Source organism: Citrobacter sp. Cb041 (assembly GCF_030336655.1).
GTDB lineage: Bacteria > Pseudomonadota > Gammaproteobacteria > Enterobacterales > Enterobacteriaceae > Citrobacter > Citrobacter braakii.
The window spans coordinates 617,596-636,575 of sequence record NZ_JAOWDD010000028.1; the positions used below are offsets into that span (position 1 = coordinate 617,596).

Below are 18,980 nucleotides of genomic sequence, written 5' to 3' on the forward strand. Positions count from 1 at the left end.
CACTTACCCCAGCGCCTGTACCGCTTTCTCCAGCGCGTAATGCAATAGCTGGCGGTCATGGCGGTAGGGAATGTCGCTGGCTTCCAGCACTTCCTGAATAACAACGCGGTCGGTAACGGTGGATACATCCACTTTCGGGCCTACAACCACCGCATCAATCACTTTCCTGCCAACGTACTGTTCAATGATTGCCAGCTTATCGTTAAGCGTCAGGCTGGCTGCTGGCAGGCTTAATTCACGACCCAGATTGCCGATGTAGACCATCGGGGCAGGTGTGCGACGTAATGCCTGCGCCAATTCGTCGAGCAACAGGAGCGGCATCAGGCTGGTGTAAAAACTGCCGGGTCCGATCAAAATCAAATCCGCTTCGGCGATAGCTTCAACTGCCTCCCGCGTGGTGGGGACTTTTGGCGACAGCATCAGTTCCTGAGGCGGGATGGTGAGCTGATCGATATTCACTTCGCCATAGACTTCATGTCCCTGATCGTCGATAGCCATCAGATCCACCGGCAGCTCCGACATCGGAATTAAATGCGCGTCAACTTTCAGCAGATTACGAATTAAATTGATGGCTTCCAGAGGTCGCACACTGAGGTGATCGAGCGCCTTTAACATCAGATTTCCGAGGTTATGCCCGGAAAGCTCACCATTACCGCCAAAACGATACTCAAACATGGCGGATGCAACGCTGGGTTGAGTAATTAACTGGTTCAGACAGTTACGCATGTCTCCCCAGGCAATGCCTCCTTCAGAGCGACGAATACGACCTGTCGACCCGCCGTTATCGGTCGTGGTGACGATCCCCGTCAGGCGTGAACCTAAAGGGGAAAGAGAGGAGAGAACGCGTCCCAGTCCATGCCCTCCGCCGAGAGCGACAACGCGGTCCAGATCTGCCAGCGTGCGAGTGCGCATATATTTTCCTGATATCAATTGATCGGCGCTACAGTAACGTAAATAGTGTGTTTTCAGCAATTATCCAGGCGGAATCTGGCGTAATTTTTTTCTGCGATCTACTCCTTTCTGACGAGATGCACCTGCCGGCAAGATGATGTATATCAATGCAAAACTGTGGTTTTTGCTTATTCTGTAGCGAAATTGCACGATCATGTCGCTATATATGTGTTTATACAGCGAAAGTGTACATGGTAAAAGCGTCATTTACACGCTAGTATCGGCATAACCACAATGTACTCTGAATAATTTGAGTTGCAGGAAGGCAGTGAGCGAGAAAATCCCCCGTAAGCGGACATAAGTACGTGACTGGGGGGAACGAGCAAAGCCCACGCTTCTGCAATTTGAAGTATGACGAGAATAAACACTCTAGCCTCTGCACCTGGGTCAAATGATACGGTGCTTTGGCCGTGACAATACTTGAATAAGTTTGTCACCAGGGCGTAGGAAGAAATGACTACGTCTCCCGTATTTGGAAAGGTGTACATGGGCTCTCAACTTACCGATGCTTTCGCACGTAAGTTTTACTACTTACGTTTGTCGATTACCGATGTGTGTAACTTTCGTTGCACCTACTGCCTGCCGGATGGCTATAAGCCCGGCGGTGTCACCAATAACGGCTTTTTGACCGTTGATGAAATTCGCCGCGTCACGCGCGCGTTCGCCAGTCTGGGAACGGAAAAAGTGCGTCTGACAGGGGGCGAACCTTCATTGCGTCGCGACTTTACCGACATTATCGCCGCCGTGCGCGAAAACGATGCCATCCGTCAGATTGCGGTGACCACTAATGGTTATCGTCTGGCGCGTGATGCCGCTGCCTGGCGCGATGCCGGACTGACCGCACTTAACGTCAGCGTCGACAGCCTCGATGCCCGTCAGTTTCACGCCATTACCGGGCAGGACAAATTTCAGCAGGTGATGGCAGGCATTGACGCAGCCTTTGATGCGGGTTTTGAAAAAGTGAAAGTCAATACCGTGCTGATGCGCGACGTAAACCATCATCAACTGGACACCTTCCTGGCGTGGGTTCAGCCCCGTCCTATCCAACTACGCTTTATTGAACTGATGGAAACGGGTGAGGGCAGCTCTCTCTTCCGTAAACACCATATCTCAGGCCAGGTCCTGCGCGATGAGCTGCTGCGTCGCGGCTGGATCCACCAGATCCGACAGCGCAGCGACGGCCCGGCTCAGGTTTTCTGTCATCCTGACTATGCTGGTGAAATTGGTCTGATCATGCCTTATGAGAAAGACTTCTGCGCCACCTGCAACCGTCTGCGCGTTTCCTCTGTCGGCAAACTGCATCTGTGTTTATTTGGTGAAGGCGGTGTAAGCCTGCGTGATTTGCTGGAAGATGACACTCAGCAGTCGGCGCTGGAAGAACGCATTTCAGCCGCGCTGCTGGAGAAAAAGCAGACTCATTTCCTGCATCAGAACAATACCGGTATTACGCAAAACTTATCTTACATTGGCGGCTGATCGCTAAAAGGAGTTTTTCATGAGTCAGGTAAGCGCTGAATTTATCCCGACACGCATTGCTATTCTTACTGTTTCCAACCGTCGCGGCGAAGAAGATGACACCTCCGGCCATTATCTGCGTGACTCGGCGCAAGAGGCGGGGCATCAGATTGTCGACAAGGCGATTGTCAAAGAGAACCGCTACGCCATTCGCGCCCAGGTTTCTGCATGGATTGCCAGTGAGGATGTGCAGGTTGTGCTCATTACAGGCGGCACGGGCTTAACCGAAGGGGACCAGGCGCCAGAAGCGCTGCAACCGCTGTTCGACAGAGAAGTCGAAGGGTTTGGTGAAGTATTCCGTATGCTGTCGTTTGAAGAGATTGGCACCGCGACGCTGCAATCCCGGGCGATTGCTGGAGTGGCCAACAAAACGCTGATTTTCGCCATGCCGGGGTCGACTAAAGCGTGTCGTACCGCATGGGAAAATATCATTGCGCCGCAGCTCGATGCCCGTACGCGTCCGTGTAATTTCCACCCACATTTGAAGAAATAAGTATGTCGCAACTGACTCATATTAACGCCGCTGGCGAAGCGCATATGGTGGATGTCTCCGCCAAAGCGGAAACCGTACGCGAGGCGCGTGCAGAAGCATTCGTTACCATGCGTAGCGAAACGCTGGCGATGATTATCGACGGCAGCCACCATAAGGGCGACGTTTTCGCCACGGCGCGTATTGCCGGTATTCAGGCCGCCAAACGGACCTGGGATCTTATCCCGCTGTGCCATCCGCTGATGTTGAGCAAGGTTGAAGTTAATCTGCACGCCGAGCCGGAACACAACCGCGTACGCATTGAAACGCTGTGTCGCCTGACCGGGAAAACCGGCGTCGAAATGGAAGCGTTAACGGCGGCCTCCGTGGCAGCGTTGACCATCTATGATATGTGCAAAGCGGTGCAAAAGGATATGGTGATTGGTCCGGTGCGTCTGCTGGCTAAAAGCGGCGGCAAATCGGGAGATTTTAAGGTGGATGCGCATGATTAAGGTTCTTTTCTTTGCTCAGGTACGGGAATTGGTGAACACGGATGCGATAGAAGTCGCCGCTGAGTTTGCAACGGTAGAAGCGCTGCGCCGGAGTCTTGCGGCAAAAAGCGATCGCTGGGCGTTGGCGCTGGAAGACGGCAAGCTGCTGGCAGCGGTAAACCAGACGCTGGTCAGTTTTGACCATCCCCTTAATGCGGGTGACGAAGTGGCTTTCTTCCCACCGGTAACCGGAGGCTAAGATGGCTGAAACGCGAATTGTTGTTGGTCATGCGCCGTTCAGCGTCGGGGATGAGTATCCCTGGCTGGCCGAACGCGATGAAGATGGCGCGGTGGTCACTTTCACCGGTAAAGTCCGCAATCACAATCTCGGCGATAGCGTGCAGGCGTTAACGCTGGAACACTATCCGGGAATGACCGAAAAAGCGCTGGCGGAGATTGTCGACGAAGCGCGTGCGCGCTGGCCGCTGGGACGAGTAACGGTCATTCATCGCATTGGCGAACTGTGGCCGGGTGACGAAATCGTTTTTGTTGGCGTGACCAGTGCGCATCGCAGCAGCGCGTTTGATGCCGGGCAGTTCATTATGGATTATCTGAAAACCCGCGCACCGTTCTGGAAGCGCGAGGCCACGCCAGAAGGTGAGCGCTGGGTTGATGCCCGCGACAGCGATAAGCTAGCAGCAAAACGCTGGTAGAGTACAATTGGTGTAGGCTCATACTGATTCAGGAGATTGTCATGGACCGATTCCCACGATCCGATTCTATTGTACAGGCCCGTTCCGGCCTGCAAACGTATATGGCGCAGGTGTACGGCTGGATGACCTGCGGATTGTTGCTGACGGCGTTTATCGCCTGGTATGCAGCAAATACGCCCGCGGTGATGATGTTTGTCTTCTCCAGCAAAATCACCTTCTTTGGACTGATCATCGCCCAGCTAGCGCTGGTGTTCGTCCTGTCCGGCATGGTGCAAAGGCTCAGCGCGGGAATGGCGACCACGCTGTTTATGCTCTATTCGGCATTAACCGGGCTGACGCTATCAAGCATTTTTATCGTCTATACCTACTCGTCTATCGCCAGCACCTTCGTGGTCACCGGCGGGATGTTCGGGATCATGAGTTTGTACGGCTACACCACCAAACGCGATCTCAGCGGTTTCGGCAATATGCTGTTTATGGCGCTGATCGGTATTGTGCTGGCCTCGCTGGTTAACTTCTGGCTGAAGAGCGAAGCGCTGATGTGGGCGGTGACCTATATTGGGGTGATTGTGTTTGTCGGCCTGACCGCTTATGACACGCAGAAGCTGAAAAATATCGGTGAGCAGATCGACCTGCGTGACAGCTCAAATCTGCGTAAATACGCAATTCTTGGGGCCTTAACGCTGTATCTGGACTTCATCAACCTGTTCCTGATGCTGCTGCGTATCTTCGGCAATCGTCGTTAACTCTCTGTTGCCGGATGGCGTAAGCCGCCATCCGGTGAATTATTTCGCCATCGCCTTCTCGTTTTTTACCCGCAACTTTTTCGCCCGACTCTCCAGCAGCAAATAGCACATCAGCGCCAGCAGCAGCGGAATAAAATAGTACAGCACGCGATACGCGAGCAGGGCGGCAATGATTGTCCCCTGAGAGGTATTCTCTCCTGCCAGCAGCGCCATAAAGACCGCCTCCAGCACACCAATCCCCGCCGGAATATGCACGATAACACCGGCGATACTGCTCACCAGCAGCACGCCCAGCACGAAGAAATAGTTGATATTCTGACCCAGCAACAGCCAGATAATCGCCCCCATTACCATCCAGTTAGTACCGGATATCGCCATTTGCGCGAGGGCAAATTTCCAGGAGGGCAGTACCAGTTTTTGGCCCTTGATGGTGATGTGGCGATGTTTGGCGAAAGCGCAAAACCACAGATAAACAACAATCATCAGCAGCAGCGCAATGCCTAAGAGGCGTAGCGTACCTTCATCGATATACCAGTGCGCGGGCAGTTCAACGACGCCGAAGGTGAAAATAAAACCGCCCAGCAGAATATAGCCCAGCCAGTTAGTGGTAATGCTCAGTGAAAAAATTCGCGTAATTGTGCTCCCCGGCAATCCGAGACGCGAGTAGAGACGATAACGCATCCCAATACCGCCCACCCAGGTGCTTAACGTCAGGTTGAAGGCGTAACAGATAAACGACACCAGCATGACCTGGCGTTTTGCCAGCTTGTGCCCGCAGTAGTAGCGCCCGAGCAGGTCATAGCAGCCGTAAAGTAAATAACTGACAATCACCAGCCCTACGGCGCTGAGCAGGGCGGTCCGATTGTAATCGCGGATTACCGTCCACACTTCCTGCCAGTTGACCTTGCTGGCATAAACGACCAGCAATGCGATGACCGCAATAAAAAATAGCCATGTGAGGATCTTTTTCGCTAAGCGCCAGCGTCGGTGGTTTTTTGGCATCAGGTTTCCCCTCCTGCATCCTCAGTCGGAATACGATCCTGGGTTTCCAGAGTTGGCTGTGCGGGGGGTTCTACCTCGGCCAGATGCGGGGTGTGCGCCGGTAGCCAGCCGACCAGCGCCGGGAAGTGGCGTAAAAAGTGGAAGGCCAGCACGCTTTTGGTCAGGTTCCACCAGGTACGTTTTGGCAGCATTGATTCATCAACTCGCTTGCAGTCCTGCGCAATAATGGGGTTCAGGTTGTCACGCAGGGCCTGGTTAAACGTGCGGTCATGAATAATAAGATTTGCCTCCAGATTGAGCGACAGACTGAGCGGGTCGAGATTGCTGGAACCTACCGTCGCCCAATGATCGTCCATCAGCGCGACTTTACCATGCAGGGGCTTACGCCGGTATTCATAGACATGGACGCCGCCTTTAACCAGATAGTTATACAGCAGGCGGGCACCCACTTTCACAATCGGCATATCCGGTTCACCCTGGACGATGAGTTTTACCCGAACACCGCGTCGCGCAGCTTTTCGTAGGGCATGCAGCAGGCGATAACCCGGAAAGAAATAGGCATTGGCAATGATCACTTCCCGCCGGGCCTGGGTCAGCATTTTCAAATAGTGGCGTTCAATATCATCGCGATGCTCTTCGTTATCGCGCCAGACAAACAGCGCCTGAGCTTCGCCAGGCCGATGATTCTCAATTGCCCGGTGATGACGTCGCCACCAATGTCGTACGGCGCTCTGTCCTGGTAAGTTATCCAGCAAGAATTTCAGGATGTCGGCCACGACAGGACCTTCCACGCGAACGGCGTAATCCTGCTTGGCCTCGGGACCGTAATCAGACATGTGTTCAGCGGAATAATTAATACCGCCGACAAAGGCAACACGATCATCAATGACCACAATTTTGCGATGCATACGGCGAAAGAGATTGGTGCGCATACCGAACAGACGCGGGCGCGGATCGTAGTAGCGGAAAATAACGCCAGCTACGGTCAACTCTTCGACAAAACTGTCGCTAAGATCCGGCGAACCGTAACCGTCCAGCAGCACCTCTGCTTTGATTCCGCGCTGGGCGGCTCCGAGCAAGGCGGCATGCAGCTGTTTTCCGACCGCATCTTCAAACCAGATAAAAGTCTCAAGGATAATTTTTTTCTGTGCTTGTGCAATGGCGTCAAAGACGGCGGGATAGTATTGATCGCCGTTTTCCAGTAGTTGAATTTGATTGCCTTCACGCCAGCCATTTTTCATAAATGAATCTCCGCACTCAGGGGGGCATGATCGGACAAATGTCGCCAGTGACGCAGCGCCAGCGTCGTTGGGGTACTGGCATTCGCGTTTTTCACATAGATCCTGTCCAGACGCAGCAGGGGAAACTGCACCGGAAACGTCCGCGCCGGGCGACCGTGGGCGCGGGTAAAAATCTCGTCAAGGCCGGCCCTGGCTTTCAACGGGTGATTGGCCGTTTGCCGCCAGTCGTTAAAATCTCCGGCGATCACCACGGGCTCCGCGTCGGGCAGGGCATTGACCCAGCCAGCCAGCATAGCGAGCTGGGCCTGACGGTGTGCTTCACGCAAACCGAGATGCACGCACATGACATGGATTGGGTGCGAGAGCATTGGCGGCACGATGCGGCAGTAGAGGACCCCGCGCTTTTCACTCGCGCCGACGGACACATCGCGATTTTCATAATGTTCAATGGGATAACGCGACAGCACCGCGTTACCGTGATGCCCTTGCGGGTACACGGCGTTACGCCCGTAGGCGAAGTCGCTCCACATGGTGTCCGCCAGAAATTCGTAGTGGGTGGTATCCGGCCAGTTCTCAATCTGCAGCGAGTGAGCATCGTGCGCGCCCATAACTTCCTGCAGGCACACAATGTCTGCACCGACCGTTCTGACAGCCTCCCGTAGCTCAGGCAAAATAAAACGCCGGTTGAAGGCGGTGAACCCTTTGTGAGTATTAATGGTGAGCACATTGAATGAAAATTGAACTCCCGATCCGCTCATGAGCCTCCCGTTGGCGTCACTTCCTAAATAAAATAGTGTAGTCGTCGTCACAAAAAGATGCGGTGTTGCGGAATTTTCCGTAAAGTCCGGTACTCTGAATAATTAGTTGAAAATCCTTCAGGAGAAAAGCCATGAGGTGGCAACAACGTGTTCGTGTCGCAACGGGTCTAAGTTGCTGGCAGATTGTGTTGCATTTACTGGTAGTGGCGTTGCTGGTAATGGGCTGGATGAGCGGTACGCTGGTGCGCGTCGGCCTGGGATTATGCGTCGTTTACGGCGTAACGGTTTTATTAATGCTGGCCTTGCAACGTCACCATGAACAGCGCTGGCGCGACGTAGCTGATGTGCTGGAAGAGCTGACTACCACGTGGTATTTCGGTGCCGCGATGATCGTACTGTGGTTGCTGTCGCGCGTGCTGCAAAACAACGTCTTGCTGGCCCTGGCGGGGCTGGTGATCCTTGCCGGACCCGCCGTGGTCTCGCTGTTGGCGAAAGACAAAAAGCTACATCACCTTGCGTCTAAACATCGCATACGCCGCTGAGCCGGTCGTGGCCGCTATCACCAACAGCGGCCACAAACTTCCCCACACAATCTGCAGACTCGCATCCTTCAGGTAAATCTGTTTCGTGATGTCCGTAAAATGGCGGATTGGGTTTATCCACGTCAGATTCTGTAACCAGACCGGCATATTTTCGACCGGCGAGACGTAGCCTGAAAGTAAAATCGCCGGCATCATAAACACAAACACGCCGATAAACGCCTGCTGCTGGGTGGCGCACAGTGATGAAATCAGCAGACCAAAGCCGACCAGCGACAGCCCGTAAATCACCATCGTGAAATAGAACAGCGCCAATGAACCGGCAAACGGAATGTTATAAGCCCAGATGCCGATCGCCAGCACAATGGTGGCCTGAAACGTTGCCACAATTAACGCGGGCACCGCTTTACCGATGAATATCTGCCAGGTGGTAAGCGGGGAGACCAGCAACTGATCCAGTGTGCCTTGCTCGCGCTCGCGGGCAACCGAGAGCGAAGTGACGATCATGACGCCGATGGTGGTGATCATGGCGATCAGCGACGGAACCACAAACCATTTGTAATCCAGATTCGGGTTATACCAGTTACGCACCACCAGCTCGCTATTGTTCGGTTTCGGCTTGCCGTCCATCAGCTCCTGCTGATACTCCTTAACGATTTGTTGCAGGTAATTCGCGGCAATTTGCGCACTGTTAGAGTTACGCCCGTCGAGAATAATCTGCATGGGAGCCTGCTGGAAGGTATCCAGATTACGCGAAAAGTTGGCCGGGAAGCGCACCAGCAACAGGGCTTTTTGCGTGTCGATGGTGGGCTGGATCTCCTGTGGGCTTTTCAGCAGCAGAACGTGCGTAAAGGCGCTGGCGCGAGCGAAGCGCTGGGTTAGTTCCACCGAATGTTTACCGTTGTCTTCGTTATAGATAGCGATAGTGGCGTTGGTGACTTCCAGCGTGGCCGCGAACGGGAACAGAATAACCTGAATTAGCACCGGTAAAATCAGAATGGCTCGCGTCTGCGGTTCACGTAACAGCGATTGCAGCTCTTTACGAATTAATGTCCATAAGCGATGAAACATGCCCGTCCCCTTAATCCAGCCGACGTTTGGTTTTAAGCCACGTCAGGCCAATAAACATCACCGCCGAAGCGATTAAAAACAGCACGTTGATAATCAGCACCACCGGAATATTTCCCGCCAGAAACAGGCTTTGTAGGGTGCTGACGAAATAACGAGCCGGAATAATATAGGTTACTGCCCGGATAATCGCCGGCATGCTGTCTATCTGGAAGATAAAACCCGACAGCATAATCGAAGGCAGGAAGGCGGCGTTTAGCGCGACCTGCGCGGCGTTAAACTGGTTGCGGGTGATGGTGGAGATAAGCAACCCCATGCCGAGCGTGCTGAGCAGGAACAGGCTGGTAATAAAAAACAGGATCAGCAACGAACCGCGATAAGGCACGCCGAGAATAAACACCGACACCAGCATACACAGCAGCATCGCCAGCATGCCCAGAAAGTAATAGGGGATCAGTTTGCACAACAGCAGTTCGACGCGGGTGACTTCGGTAGACAACAGCGCTTCCATGGTTCCGCGCTCCCATTCGCGCGCCACCACTAATGAGGTGAGGATAGCGCCAATGACCGTCATGATGATGGTTACCGCCCCGGGAATAATAAAATGTTGGCTGATGGCCGCCGGGTTAAACCAGTAGCGGGTCTGCACGTCGATCAAAGGTTCAAATGATTCTCCGCGATCTTCCGCCCGCTGTTGTTGCCAAATCTGCCAGATGCCTTCGACATAACCCTGTACAAAGTTAGCGGTATTCGGTTCACTGCCGTCGGTGATCACCTGGATCGGCGCCACGTCGTTGGGTCGCGCCATCTGCTGGGCGAAATCCACCGGGATCACCACTAGCCCGCGAATGCGCCCGGCCTGCATTTTCTCAATCAATTCTTGACGGTTATCGCTGATGGTGGCGTCAATATACGGTGAACCGGTCATGGTATGGGTAAAATCCAGCGCCTCTTCGCTTTGCTGTTCGAGCAGAATCCCTACCCGCAGCTTGCTGGAGTCGAGGTTGATCCCGTAGCCGAAGATAAACAGCAGCAGCAGCGGGATCACCACCGCAATCAGCCAACTGCTGGGATCGCGGACGATCTGGCGCGTCTCTTTCACGCACAGCGCGCGTACGCGACGCCAGGAGAGAACGGAGTTACTCATGCGTATGCTCCTTATCCCAGTCATTGATTAGCGTGATAAAGGCCTGTTCCATGGTCGGGTCTGGCGTCTCACTGTCAGCAGCCTGAGCTTTCAGGTCGTCCGGCGTACCGCTGGCAATCAGTTTTCCGCGATACACCAGCCCGATGCGATCGCAGTATTCTGCCTCATCCATAAAGTGGGTGGTCACCATCACCGTGACGCCTTTTTCCACCATGCTGTTGATATGTAACCAGAACTCCCGACGGGTGAGGGGATCGACCCCGGAAGTGGGTTCATCGAGGAACAGAATGTCGGGTTCATGCATCAGCGAACAGGCCAGCGCCAGACGCTGTTTAAAACCCAGCGGCAGTTCGTCGGTGGCGTGGGAGGCGATACTCTTCAGGCCGAATGCCTCGCTCATCCGCTCGATTTTCTCCTTCTGCGCCCGACCGCGCAGGCCGTAGACGCCGGAGAAAAAGCGCAGATTCTGTTCAACCGTCAGGTTGCCATACAGGGAGAATTTCTGCGCCATATAGCCCAGATGCTGGCGCGCTTTACCGGAGCTGACCTTCAGGTCCATGTCCAGCACCAGCGCTTTACCCGAGGTGGGGACCAGCAGGCCGCACATCATTTTAAAGGTAGTGGATTTGCCCGCGCCGTTGGGCCCTAACAAACCAAAAATCTCGCCGCGCTGCACGGCAAAGTCTACGTGGTCGGTAGCGGCAAAATCGCCAAATTTTTTGGTCAGCGCTTTGGCTTCGATCACCGTTTCACCTGGCGTGCCTTCCACGGTATGCAGGATAGCGCCCAGCGGTGACTCCGATGTTCCGGCCCCGCCGAGTAAATCGATAAAGGCATCCTCGAAGCGGGGGGCGGTTTCGTTGATGGTTATCTCCGGCATGCCGTCAGCGTTTTGAATCTGCTGGGCCGTCGCTTCTTTTTTCAGGATTAAGCGGACGGATTTCCCCTGAATCATCCCGTCGCTAACCTGCGGCAGTTTTAACGTGCGTTGCAGCAGTCGGCGGTTATTTTCCTGCGAACTGCTCATCAGGAAGCTGCGACCCGACATGGTTTGCGTAAGCTGAGTGGGATCGCCCTGATACAGCAATTCACCTTCGTTCATCAGCAGCACATCACGGCATTGTTCAGCTTCATCCAGATACGACGTGCTCCAGAGGATCAGCATGCCGTCCCCGGCCAGCTCATGAACCATTTGCCACAGTTCGCGACGGGAAATAGGGTCGACGCCCACGCCAGGCTCATCCAGCAGTAACACGCTGGGTTCACCGACCAGCGTACAGGCAAGTCCGAGCTTCTGTTTCATGCCGCCGGAAAGCTTGCCGGCCAGGCGTCCGGTAAACGGCCCCAGCGAGGTAAATTCCAGTAGTCGGGCAAAGGTTTTTTCTCGCGCTTCACCGGTAACGCTACGTAAATCTGCATAGAGATTGAGGTTCTCCATGACGGTCAAATCTTCATACAGACCAAATTTCTGCGGCATGTACCCCAGTACCGCATGCAGCGCGCTGTCGTCTTTGATGGGATCAAAACCAATTACCGTTGCGCTACCGGCGTCGGGTTTCAACAGCCCTGCAAGCATTCGCATCAGCGTGGTTTTGCCAGCGCCATCCGGCCCGACCAGCCCGGTCACGTAGCCCGCATGAACGGTACAGTCGAGTGGGGCGACGGCCGGTTTATCCATTCCGGCAAAGTTTTTCGTCAGTCCATTCAGCGTAATGACGGCGTCATTCATGCCGTGCCTCATCGCTGAACTTTATCGTTACCGGCATTCCCTGGCGCAGCGCATCGTCCGCGTCAGTCACCACAATACGCAGGCGATAAACCAGGTCGGTGCGCAGGTCAGGGGTCTCGACTGTTTTTGGGGTAAACTCGGCGGTGGGCGACACGAAGCCGATTTTACCGTGATACGGTTTGTCCGGACGGCCATCGGTGTAAAGCAGGATTTCGCGTCCTGGCTGCGCCTGGCTCAGATTTCGTTCGTCAACGTAGGCGCGAACCCATACCGGACGCGTGAGTGACAGCGTCAGTACCGTGCCCCCTTCGTTCAACATGCTGCCGGGTTCGACCGCACGGGTGAGTAAAGTGCCGTCAGACGGCGAGGTCAGCGTGGTGTCATGCAAATTAAGCTCTGCCTGGGCCAGCTCGGCCTGAGCTTGTTCGAGCGTGGCTTTCGCCTGCTCAATGTCCTGCACACGATTACCGCTGCGGTATTGGCTGAGTTTATCCTGTGCGGATTTCAGAGAGGCCAGCGCCTGATCGCGTGATGAACGGGCGTTTTCCAGATCGTTGGCGGAGATAGTGCGGCTTTTCCACAATCCCACCTGCCGATTGTAAAAGTTTTGCGCGTAATCATAGGCTGCCTGCGCCTGTTTGACTGCCGCTGCGGTTTGCGCGATCTCCTCTTCACGATACCCTGCCAGCATCAGATCGTATTGCGCCTGGGCGGCGGCAACATTCGCTTTTGCCTGCATTAATGCGTTTTCGTACGGTGCACGGTCCAGTTCGCCCAGCACCTGACCGGCGGTAATGGCATCGCCTTCGTCAACCGCCAGCGAGGCCAGCCTGCCGCCGACGCGAAAACTCAGGTTGACGCTACGGATATCGACATTGCCGTACAGCGTCAGACCGTTATCTTGCCGACTTTGATACCACCACGTTCCACCGGCAATCACGGCAACGAGGGCCGCGATGACCAGCCCGAGAACGACAGGTTTTTTCATGACTCCAGACTCCTTTGCGTTAAACCTTGCAGAATAAGATCGATGTGACAGGTGATCGTTTGGTCAATCAGCGCGGTTTTATCCTCATCAAATTGTGACCAGCCCGTACGCAACAGAATGGTTTCTTTCCCCAGACGAAAGGCCAGTACCTCGCCGAGTAGGGCGTGGGTGTGCAGGATCATTTGGGTATCGTTGGCATCGCCGCCGGTATAGGCAGCAATCAGGCGCGTCAGGTGAGTATGTAGCGGATTGATAACCTGGTCGTGCACCAGTTGATAAGCCGCGGTGGGGGAAAGCTGTTCGCGCGAAATAAATTTGCTCAGGTTAACGGTATCGTCCTGGGTTAAAAGCATGATCATATTTTTGCAGGCGCGGAGGATCAGTTCGCGCATCGCGCCACGATCCGGTTCCGGCTGAGCAAACAGACGCTCGGCTTCTTCAGCGTGCGGGCGAAACTGTGAGCCGATAAAATCCGCAATCCACTGGGCGCAGGCGAGATATAAATCCTCTTTTGAGCCAAAATAGTAGGTGATAGCAGCAATATTTTGCCCGGCCTGCGCGGCGATATCGCGAGTAGTGGCGTGCAGACCATACTCGCCAAACTGCGCCAGCGCGGCGGCAATGAGCTGATTTTTCGCCTGTTCACCTTTGGTTGTCATGGTGGGTGTATTCATAGCACGACTCAGATCTTAATCAATCGATTGATTAAGATTATGACTGATGTGTAACCTTGTCCAGTCCGGACCGTTATTTTTCAGCGCAGGGATAATTTATGCGGCACATCACAAAAACTGCTACACTCCGCCCCTTCATGACATTGTGGTTTTTGTCATCTTTATTATATGTATCTCCCTGAAAACGACACCGGTAACGGTCAGGGTGGTTCGGAGTTGTTATGTCTTTTGATTCCCTTGGTTTAAACCCTGAAATTTTACGTGCCGTTGCCGAGCAGGGTTACCGTGAACCTACCCCTATTCAGCAGCAGGCGATCCCTGCCGTGCTGGAAGGCCGCGATCTGATGGCCAGCGCCCAGACCGGTACGGGGAAAACGGCAGGTTTTACCCTGCCGCTGTTGCAGCACCTGATTACCCATCAGCCGCATGGCAAAAGCCGTCGTCCGGTGCGTGCGCTGATCCTCACGCCAACCCGCGAACTGGCGGCCCAGATTGGCGAAAACGTACGTGATTACAGTAAGTATCTGAATATTCGCTCGCTGGTGGTCTTCGGCGGCGTGAGCATTAACCCACAGATGATGAAGCTGCGCGGCGGTGTGGATGTGCTGATCGCCACGCCTGGTCGTTTGCTCGATCTGGAACACCAGAATGCGGTGAAACTGGATCAGGTTGAGATTCTGGTACTGGATGAAGCTGACCGCATGCTGGATATGGGCTTTATTCATGATATCCGTCGCGTTCTGGCGAAACTGCCGGCAAAACGCCAGAACCTGCTGTTCTCAGCAACGTTCTCTGATGATATTAAGTCGCTGGCCGAAAAGCTGCTGCACAATCCGCTGGAAATCGAAGTGGCGCGCCGTAATACCGCGTCAGAGCAGGTGACTCAGCACGTTCATTTCGTTGATAAAAAGCGTAAACGTGAACTGTTGTCGCAGATGATCGGTCAGGGCAACTGGCAGCAGGTGCTGGTGTTTACCCGTACCAAACATGGTGCAAACCATCTGGCGGAACAGCTGAATAAAGACGGCATTCGCAGCGCGGCGATCCACGGTAATAAATCTCAGGGGGCGCGTACGCGTGCGCTGGCTGATTTTAAATCCGGTGATATTCGTGTGCTGGTGGCGACCGATATTGCCGCGCGCGGTCTGGATATTGAAGAGCTGCCGCACGTGGTGAACTACGAGCTGCCAAACGTCCCGGAAGATTACGTGCACCGTATTGGTCGTACCGGTCGTGCGGCCGCTACCGGCGAAGCGTTGTCTCTGGTGTGCGTCGATGAACACAAGCTGCTGCGTGACATCGAGAAGCTGCTGAAAAAAGAGATCCCGCGAATTGCGATGCCAGGCTACGAGCCAGACCCGTCCATCAAAGCCGAGCCGATCCAGAATGGTCGCCAGCAGCGTGGCGGCGGTGGTCGCGGTCAGGGTGGAGCAGGGCGTAGTCAGCAGCCGCGTCGTCAGGATGGCGGTGCGCCAAAAGCGAAACCGCGTAGCGGCGAAGGCAAACCGGCGGGCGATAAGCCTCGTCCACCGCGCCGTCCGCGCAAACCGTCTACAGCGCAGTAATTGCGAGCCCGGCCGAAAGGTCGGGCTTTTCTTTTTGCGACACGTATCAGAAAGTGCCACAATAGTGGCTGTTTATACAGTACTTCAGGTTTTCTCATGGCACTAACGGCTGCGCTAAAAGCGCAAATTGCCGCCTGGTATAAGGCGCTTCAGGAACAGATCCCCGACTTTATTCCCCGTGCGCCGCAGCGGCAGATGATTGCTGACGTCGCGAAAACGCTCACCGGGGAAGAAGGGCGGCATCTGGCGATTGAAGCGCCGACCGGGGTGGGGAAAACGCTGTCGTACCTGATTCCCGGTATTGCCATAGCGCGTGAAGAACAAAAAACGCTGGTGGTCAGTACCGCCAACGTTGCTTTACAGGATCAGATCTACAGCAAAGATTTACCGCTGCTGCGCAAAATTATCCCCGATCTGCGTTTTACCGCCGCGTTTGGTCGCGGGCGTTACGTCTGCCCGCGTAATTTAGCGGCGCTGGCCAGTAGCGAACCCAATCAGCAGGATCTGTTGGCCTTTCTCGACGATGACCTGACGCCCAACAACCAGGAAGAACAAAAGCGCTGCGCCAGGCTAAAAGGCGATCTCGATAGCTACAAGTGGGACGGGCTGCGCGATCACACGGATATCGCTATCGACGACGGACTCTGGCAACGCCTGAGCACTGATAAAGCCAGCTGTTTGAATCGTAACTGTCACTACTATCGTGAATGCCCCTTTTTTGTCGCCCGCCGTGAGATTCAGGAAGCCGAAGTGGTGGTGGCTAACCACGCGCTGGTGATGGCGGCCATGGAAAGCGAAGCTGTTTTGCCGGAGCCGAAGAACCTGCTGCTGGTCCTTGATGAAGGTCACCATTTGCCGGACGTCGCGCGCGATGCGCTGGAGATGAGCGCAGAAATCAGCGCCCCCTGGTATCGGCTGCAGTTGGATCTGTTTTGCAAATTAGTAGCCACCTGCCTGGAACAGTTTCGTCCAAAAACCACGCCGCCGCTGGCGAATGCCGAGCGTCTGAGCGGTCACTGTGAGGAACTGTATGAGCTGATTTCATCGCTCAATAACATTCTTAATCTGTACATGCCTGCGACCCAGGAGGCGGAACACCGCTTCGCGATGGGCGAACTGCCTGCGGAAGTGATGGAGATTTGTCAGCGTCTGGCGAAGCTAACAGAAATGCTGCGCGGTCTGGCGGAACTGTTCCTCAACGATCTCAGCGAAAAAACCGGCACCCACGATATTGTGCGTCTGCATCGGGTTATTTTGCAGATGAATCGGGCGCTGGGCATGTTTGAGGCGCAAAGCAAACTGTGGCGGCTGGCTTCGCTCGCGCAGTCTTCAGGCGCGCCGGTGAGTAAATGGGCGACGCGCGAAGTGCGTGACGGGCAGATCCACGTCTGGTTCCACTGTGTGGGGATCCGTGTGAGCGATCAGCTTGAACGACTGCTGTGGCGCAGCGTACCGCATATTATCGTGACCTCCGCCACGCTGCGTTCGCTCAACAGCTTCTCGCGTTTGCAGGAGATGAGCGGGCTGAAAGAAAAAGCAGGGGACAGGTTTATCGCGCTGGATTCACCGTTTAATCACGTTGAGCAAGGCAAAATCGTCATTCCGCAGATGCGCTACGAACCGTCAATTGATAACGAAGAGCAGCATATCGCGGAAATGGCCGCCTATTTCCGCGAACAGCTGGAAAGTAAAAAGCATCAGGGCATGCTAGTACTCTTTGCCAGCGGTCGGGCAATGCAGCGTTTTCTTGAGCACGTTACCGATCTGCGCCTGCTGTTGCTGGTACAGGGCGACCAGCCGCGCTATCGACTGGTGGAGCTGCACCGCAAGCGGGTGACCAACGGCGAGCGTAGCGTACTGATTGGGCTGCAATCTTTTGCCGAAGGTCTGGATTTGAAAGGCGACTTGCTGACCCAGGTGCATATTCACAAAATTGCTTTTCCGCCTATCGACAGCCCGGTGGTGATCACCGAGGGCGAGTGGCTGAAAAGCCTGAACCGCTACCCCTTTGAGGTGCAGAGCTTGCCCGCGGCGTCATTCAATTTGATCCAGCAGGTTGGGCGACTCATTCGTAGCCACGGCTGCTGGGGAGAAGTGGTTATTTATGACAAGCGTTTATTGACCAAAAGCTATGGCAAGCGTTTACTGAACGCATTACCCATATTTCCGATAGAGCAACCTGCTGTGCCAGACGTTATAGTAAAACCAAAAGAAAAAGCGAAACCCACGCGTCGCCGTCGGCGTTAACGATGCGAGCAACAGGCAAGGAGTTATCGATGGATTACCGCAAAATCATCAAAGAGATTGGGCGAGGAAAAAATCACGCGCGTGACCTGGATAAGGATACTGCTCGCGGACTGTATACCCATATGATGAACGGCGAGGTGCCCGATCTTGAGATGGGCGGTGTACTGATTGCGCTGCGTATTAAAGGCGAAGGCGAAGCGGAGATGCTGGGCTTTTACGAAGCGATGCAGAACCACACCATTCGCCTGACTCCGCCAGTGGCCAAACCCATGCCGATTGTCATTCCCAGCTACAATGGCGCGCGCAAGCAGGCAAATTTGACTCCGCTGCTGGCGATTTTACTGCATAAACTGGGCTTCCCGGTGGTGGTGCACGGCGTCAGCGAGGATCCAACCCGCGTGCTGACTGAAACCATTTTTGAACTGATGGGGATTGCGCCGACGCTGCATGCCGGGCAGGCGCAGGCAAAGCTGGATGGTCATGAGCCGGTGTTTATCCCGGTGAGTGCGCTGTGTCCTCCGCTGGAAAAACAGCTGGCGATGCGCTGGCGAATGGGCGTGCGTAACAGTGCGCATACGCTGGCTAAATTAGCCACGCCGTTTGCCGAAGATGCCGCGCTGCGTCTTTCCAGCGTTTCCCACCCGGAATACGTATCGCGCGTGGCGAAATTTTTCGGCGATATCGGTGGGCGTGCCCTGTTGATGCACGGTACCGAGGGTGAAGTGTACGCCAACCCGCAGCGCTGCCCGCAGATAAGCCTGATAGATTCGTCCGGCGTGCGAGTGCTACAGGACCGGCAGAGCGAGATGCCCGATGAGCCGGTCCCACTGCCGGTGGCTAAAGACCCGGAAACTACCGCGCGCTGGATTGAGCGTTGTCTGGCGGGCAGTGAGCCGGTTCCGGCATCGCTGAAAATCCAGATGGCCTGCTGCCTGGTAGCAACCGGTGAATCCGCGACGCTGGCTGAAGGACTTGGCCGCGTCGAGCAAAGCTTCTGATTTTTCTTTCTCTCGACGGGTCATTTGCCTGGCCCGTCGCTTCACGCCTTCCGGCAACGTGAAATTTCTGCACGTTTATTGATCTCCTGAGCGCTGTGGCGCAGCATAGTTTGTTGAAAAATAAGAAACACAATCAACA

19 protein-coding genes and 1 riboswitch are annotated in these 18,980 nt (G+C 54.7%); of the genes, 10 read left to right on the plus strand and 9 right to left on the minus strand.

Annotated features, from left to right (window positions below):
• Nucleotides 1–3: 3 nt before the first annotated feature.
• On the minus strand, nucleotides 4–912 hold the full coding sequence (gene yvcK, locus OGV52_RS05445) for a uridine diphosphate-N-acetylglucosamine-binding protein YvcK (RefSeq protein ID WP_016156054.1): 909 nt from the start codon (nucleotides 910–912) through the stop codon (nucleotides 4–6).
• 392 nt (nucleotides 913–1,304) lie between these two features.
• Nucleotides 1,305–1,450, plus strand: a riboswitch (molybdenum cofactor riboswitch).
• Here yvcK and moaA point away from each other — a divergent pair.
• From moaA to OGV52_RS05475, 6 genes are all read left to right on the plus strand, one after another.
• A complete protein-coding gene (gene moaA / locus OGV52_RS05450) occupies nucleotides 1,438–2,427 on the plus strand; it encodes a GTP 3',8-cyclase MoaA (protein ID WP_279265141.1) in 990 nt (329 codons plus the stop codon). It overlaps the preceding riboswitch by 13 nt.
• 19 nt (nucleotides 2,428–2,446) lie before the next feature.
• Nucleotides 2,447–2,959 carry a molybdenum cofactor biosynthesis protein B gene (moaB, locus tag OGV52_RS05455; RefSeq protein ID WP_016152347.1) on the plus strand — a complete coding sequence of 171 codons (513 nt, stop codon included), beginning with the start codon at nucleotides 2,447–2,449 and terminating at the stop codon, nucleotides 2,957–2,959.
• 2 nt (nucleotides 2,960–2,961) lie between these two features.
• Nucleotides 2,962–3,447, plus strand: a complete 486-nt coding sequence (gene moaC / locus OGV52_RS05460; protein WP_003035188.1) for a cyclic pyranopterin monophosphate synthase MoaC — start codon at nucleotides 2,962–2,964, stop codon at nucleotides 3,445–3,447.
• The gene (gene moaD / locus OGV52_RS05465; RefSeq protein WP_016152348.1) at nucleotides 3,440–3,685 is read left to right on the plus strand and encodes a molybdopterin synthase sulfur carrier subunit; all 246 of its coding nucleotides are present in this window, start codon (nucleotides 3,440–3,442) and stop codon (nucleotides 3,683–3,685) included. The genes moaC and moaD overlap by 8 nt, the downstream gene beginning before the upstream one ends.
• Nucleotide 3,686: 1 nt before the next feature.
• The gene (gene moaE, locus OGV52_RS05470; protein WP_046274634.1) at nucleotides 3,687–4,139 is read left to right on the plus strand and encodes a molybdopterin synthase catalytic subunit MoaE; all 453 of its coding nucleotides are present in this window, start codon (nucleotides 3,687–3,689) and stop codon (nucleotides 4,137–4,139) included.
• Nucleotides 4,140–4,180: 41 nt separating this feature from the next.
• The gene (locus OGV52_RS05475; protein WP_003831536.1) at nucleotides 4,181–4,885 is read left to right on the plus strand and encodes a Bax inhibitor-1/YccA family protein; all 705 of its coding nucleotides are present in this window, start codon (nucleotides 4,181–4,183) and stop codon (nucleotides 4,883–4,885) included.
• Nucleotides 4,886–4,924: 39 nt separating this feature from the next.
• Here the strand turns inward: OGV52_RS05475 and OGV52_RS05480 are convergent, their stop codons facing one another.
• From OGV52_RS05480 to OGV52_RS05490, 3 genes are read right to left on the minus strand one after another with little or no spacing between them, the layout of a single operon-like run.
• Nucleotides 4,925–5,887 carry a lysylphosphatidylglycerol synthase domain-containing protein gene (locus OGV52_RS05480; RefSeq protein WP_047501277.1) on the minus strand — a complete coding sequence of 321 codons (963 nt, stop codon included), beginning with the start codon at nucleotides 5,885–5,887 and terminating at the stop codon, nucleotides 4,925–4,927.
• On the minus strand, nucleotides 5,887–7,128 hold the full coding sequence (gene clsB / locus OGV52_RS05485) for a cardiolipin synthase ClsB (RefSeq protein WP_287108186.1): 1,242 nt from the start codon (nucleotides 7,126–7,128) through the stop codon (nucleotides 5,887–5,889). The genes OGV52_RS05480 and clsB overlap by 1 nt, the downstream gene beginning before the upstream one ends.
• Nucleotides 7,125–7,886: an endonuclease/exonuclease/phosphatase family protein gene (locus OGV52_RS05490; protein ID WP_047501274.1), complete on the minus strand. Its 762-nt coding sequence runs from the start codon at nucleotides 7,884–7,886 to the stop codon at nucleotides 7,125–7,127. Before OGV52_RS05490 ends, clsB begins: the two co-directional genes overlap by 4 nt.
• 131 nt (nucleotides 7,887–8,017) lie before the next feature.
• On the opposite strand from OGV52_RS05490, the gene OGV52_RS05495 reads away from it, so the two are divergent.
• The gene (locus tag OGV52_RS05495) at nucleotides 8,018–8,428 is read left to right on the plus strand and encodes a YbhQ family protein (protein ID WP_016152353.1); all 411 of its coding nucleotides are present in this window, start codon (nucleotides 8,018–8,020) and stop codon (nucleotides 8,426–8,428) included.
• Here the strand turns inward: OGV52_RS05495 and OGV52_RS05500 are convergent.
• The 5 genes from OGV52_RS05500 to cecR are packed head-to-tail and all read right to left on the minus strand — an operon-like array spanning nucleotide 8,390 to nucleotide 14,031.
• Nucleotides 8,390–9,496 carry an ABC transporter permease gene (locus OGV52_RS05500; RefSeq protein WP_287108188.1) on the minus strand — a complete coding sequence of 369 codons (1,107 nt, stop codon included), beginning with the start codon at nucleotides 9,494–9,496 and terminating at the stop codon, nucleotides 8,390–8,392. The two genes, OGV52_RS05495 and OGV52_RS05500, sit on opposite strands and share 39 nt — an antisense overlap.
• A gap of 10 nt (nucleotides 9,497–9,506) precedes the next feature.
• Nucleotides 9,507–10,640, minus strand: a complete 1,134-nt coding sequence (locus OGV52_RS05505) for an ABC transporter permease (protein ID WP_016156059.1) — start codon at nucleotides 10,638–10,640, stop codon at nucleotides 9,507–9,509.
• Complete coding sequence (locus OGV52_RS05510) at nucleotides 10,633–12,369, minus strand: ATP-binding cassette domain-containing protein (RefSeq protein ID WP_016152356.1); 1,737 nt, start codon at nucleotides 12,367–12,369, stop codon at nucleotides 10,633–10,635. Before OGV52_RS05510 ends, OGV52_RS05505 begins: the two co-directional genes overlap by 8 nt.
• Complete coding sequence (hlyD, locus tag OGV52_RS05515) at nucleotides 12,362–13,357, minus strand: secretion protein HlyD (RefSeq protein WP_016156061.1); 996 nt, start codon at nucleotides 13,355–13,357, stop codon at nucleotides 12,362–12,364. The genes OGV52_RS05510 and hlyD overlap by 8 nt, the downstream gene beginning before the upstream one ends.
• Nucleotides 13,354–14,031 carry a transcriptional regulator CecR gene (gene cecR / locus OGV52_RS05520; RefSeq protein WP_016152358.1) on the minus strand — a complete coding sequence of 226 codons (678 nt, stop codon included), beginning with the start codon at nucleotides 14,029–14,031 and terminating at the stop codon, nucleotides 13,354–13,356. Before cecR ends, hlyD begins: the two co-directional genes overlap by 4 nt.
• Nucleotides 14,032–14,252: 221 nt before the next feature.
• On the opposite strand from cecR, the gene rhlE reads away from it, so the two are divergent.
• The 3 genes from rhlE to ybiB all read left to right on the plus strand — a co-directional run bounded on the left by rhlE (nucleotide 14,253) and on the right by ybiB (nucleotide 18,841).
• A complete protein-coding gene (rhlE, locus tag OGV52_RS05525) occupies nucleotides 14,253–15,596 on the plus strand; it encodes an ATP-dependent RNA helicase RhlE (protein WP_287108189.1) in 1,344 nt (447 codons plus the stop codon).
• Between the two features lie 96 nt (nucleotides 15,597–15,692).
• Nucleotides 15,693–17,843, plus strand: a complete 2,151-nt coding sequence (gene dinG / locus OGV52_RS05530; protein ID WP_141875010.1) for an ATP-dependent DNA helicase DinG — start codon at nucleotides 15,693–15,695, stop codon at nucleotides 17,841–17,843.
• A gap of 29 nt (nucleotides 17,844–17,872) precedes the next feature.
• Complete coding sequence (gene ybiB / locus OGV52_RS05535; RefSeq protein ID WP_016156063.1) at nucleotides 17,873–18,841, plus strand: DNA-binding protein YbiB; 969 nt, start codon at nucleotides 17,873–17,875, stop codon at nucleotides 18,839–18,841.
• Nucleotides 18,842–18,980: the final 139 nt, after the last annotated feature.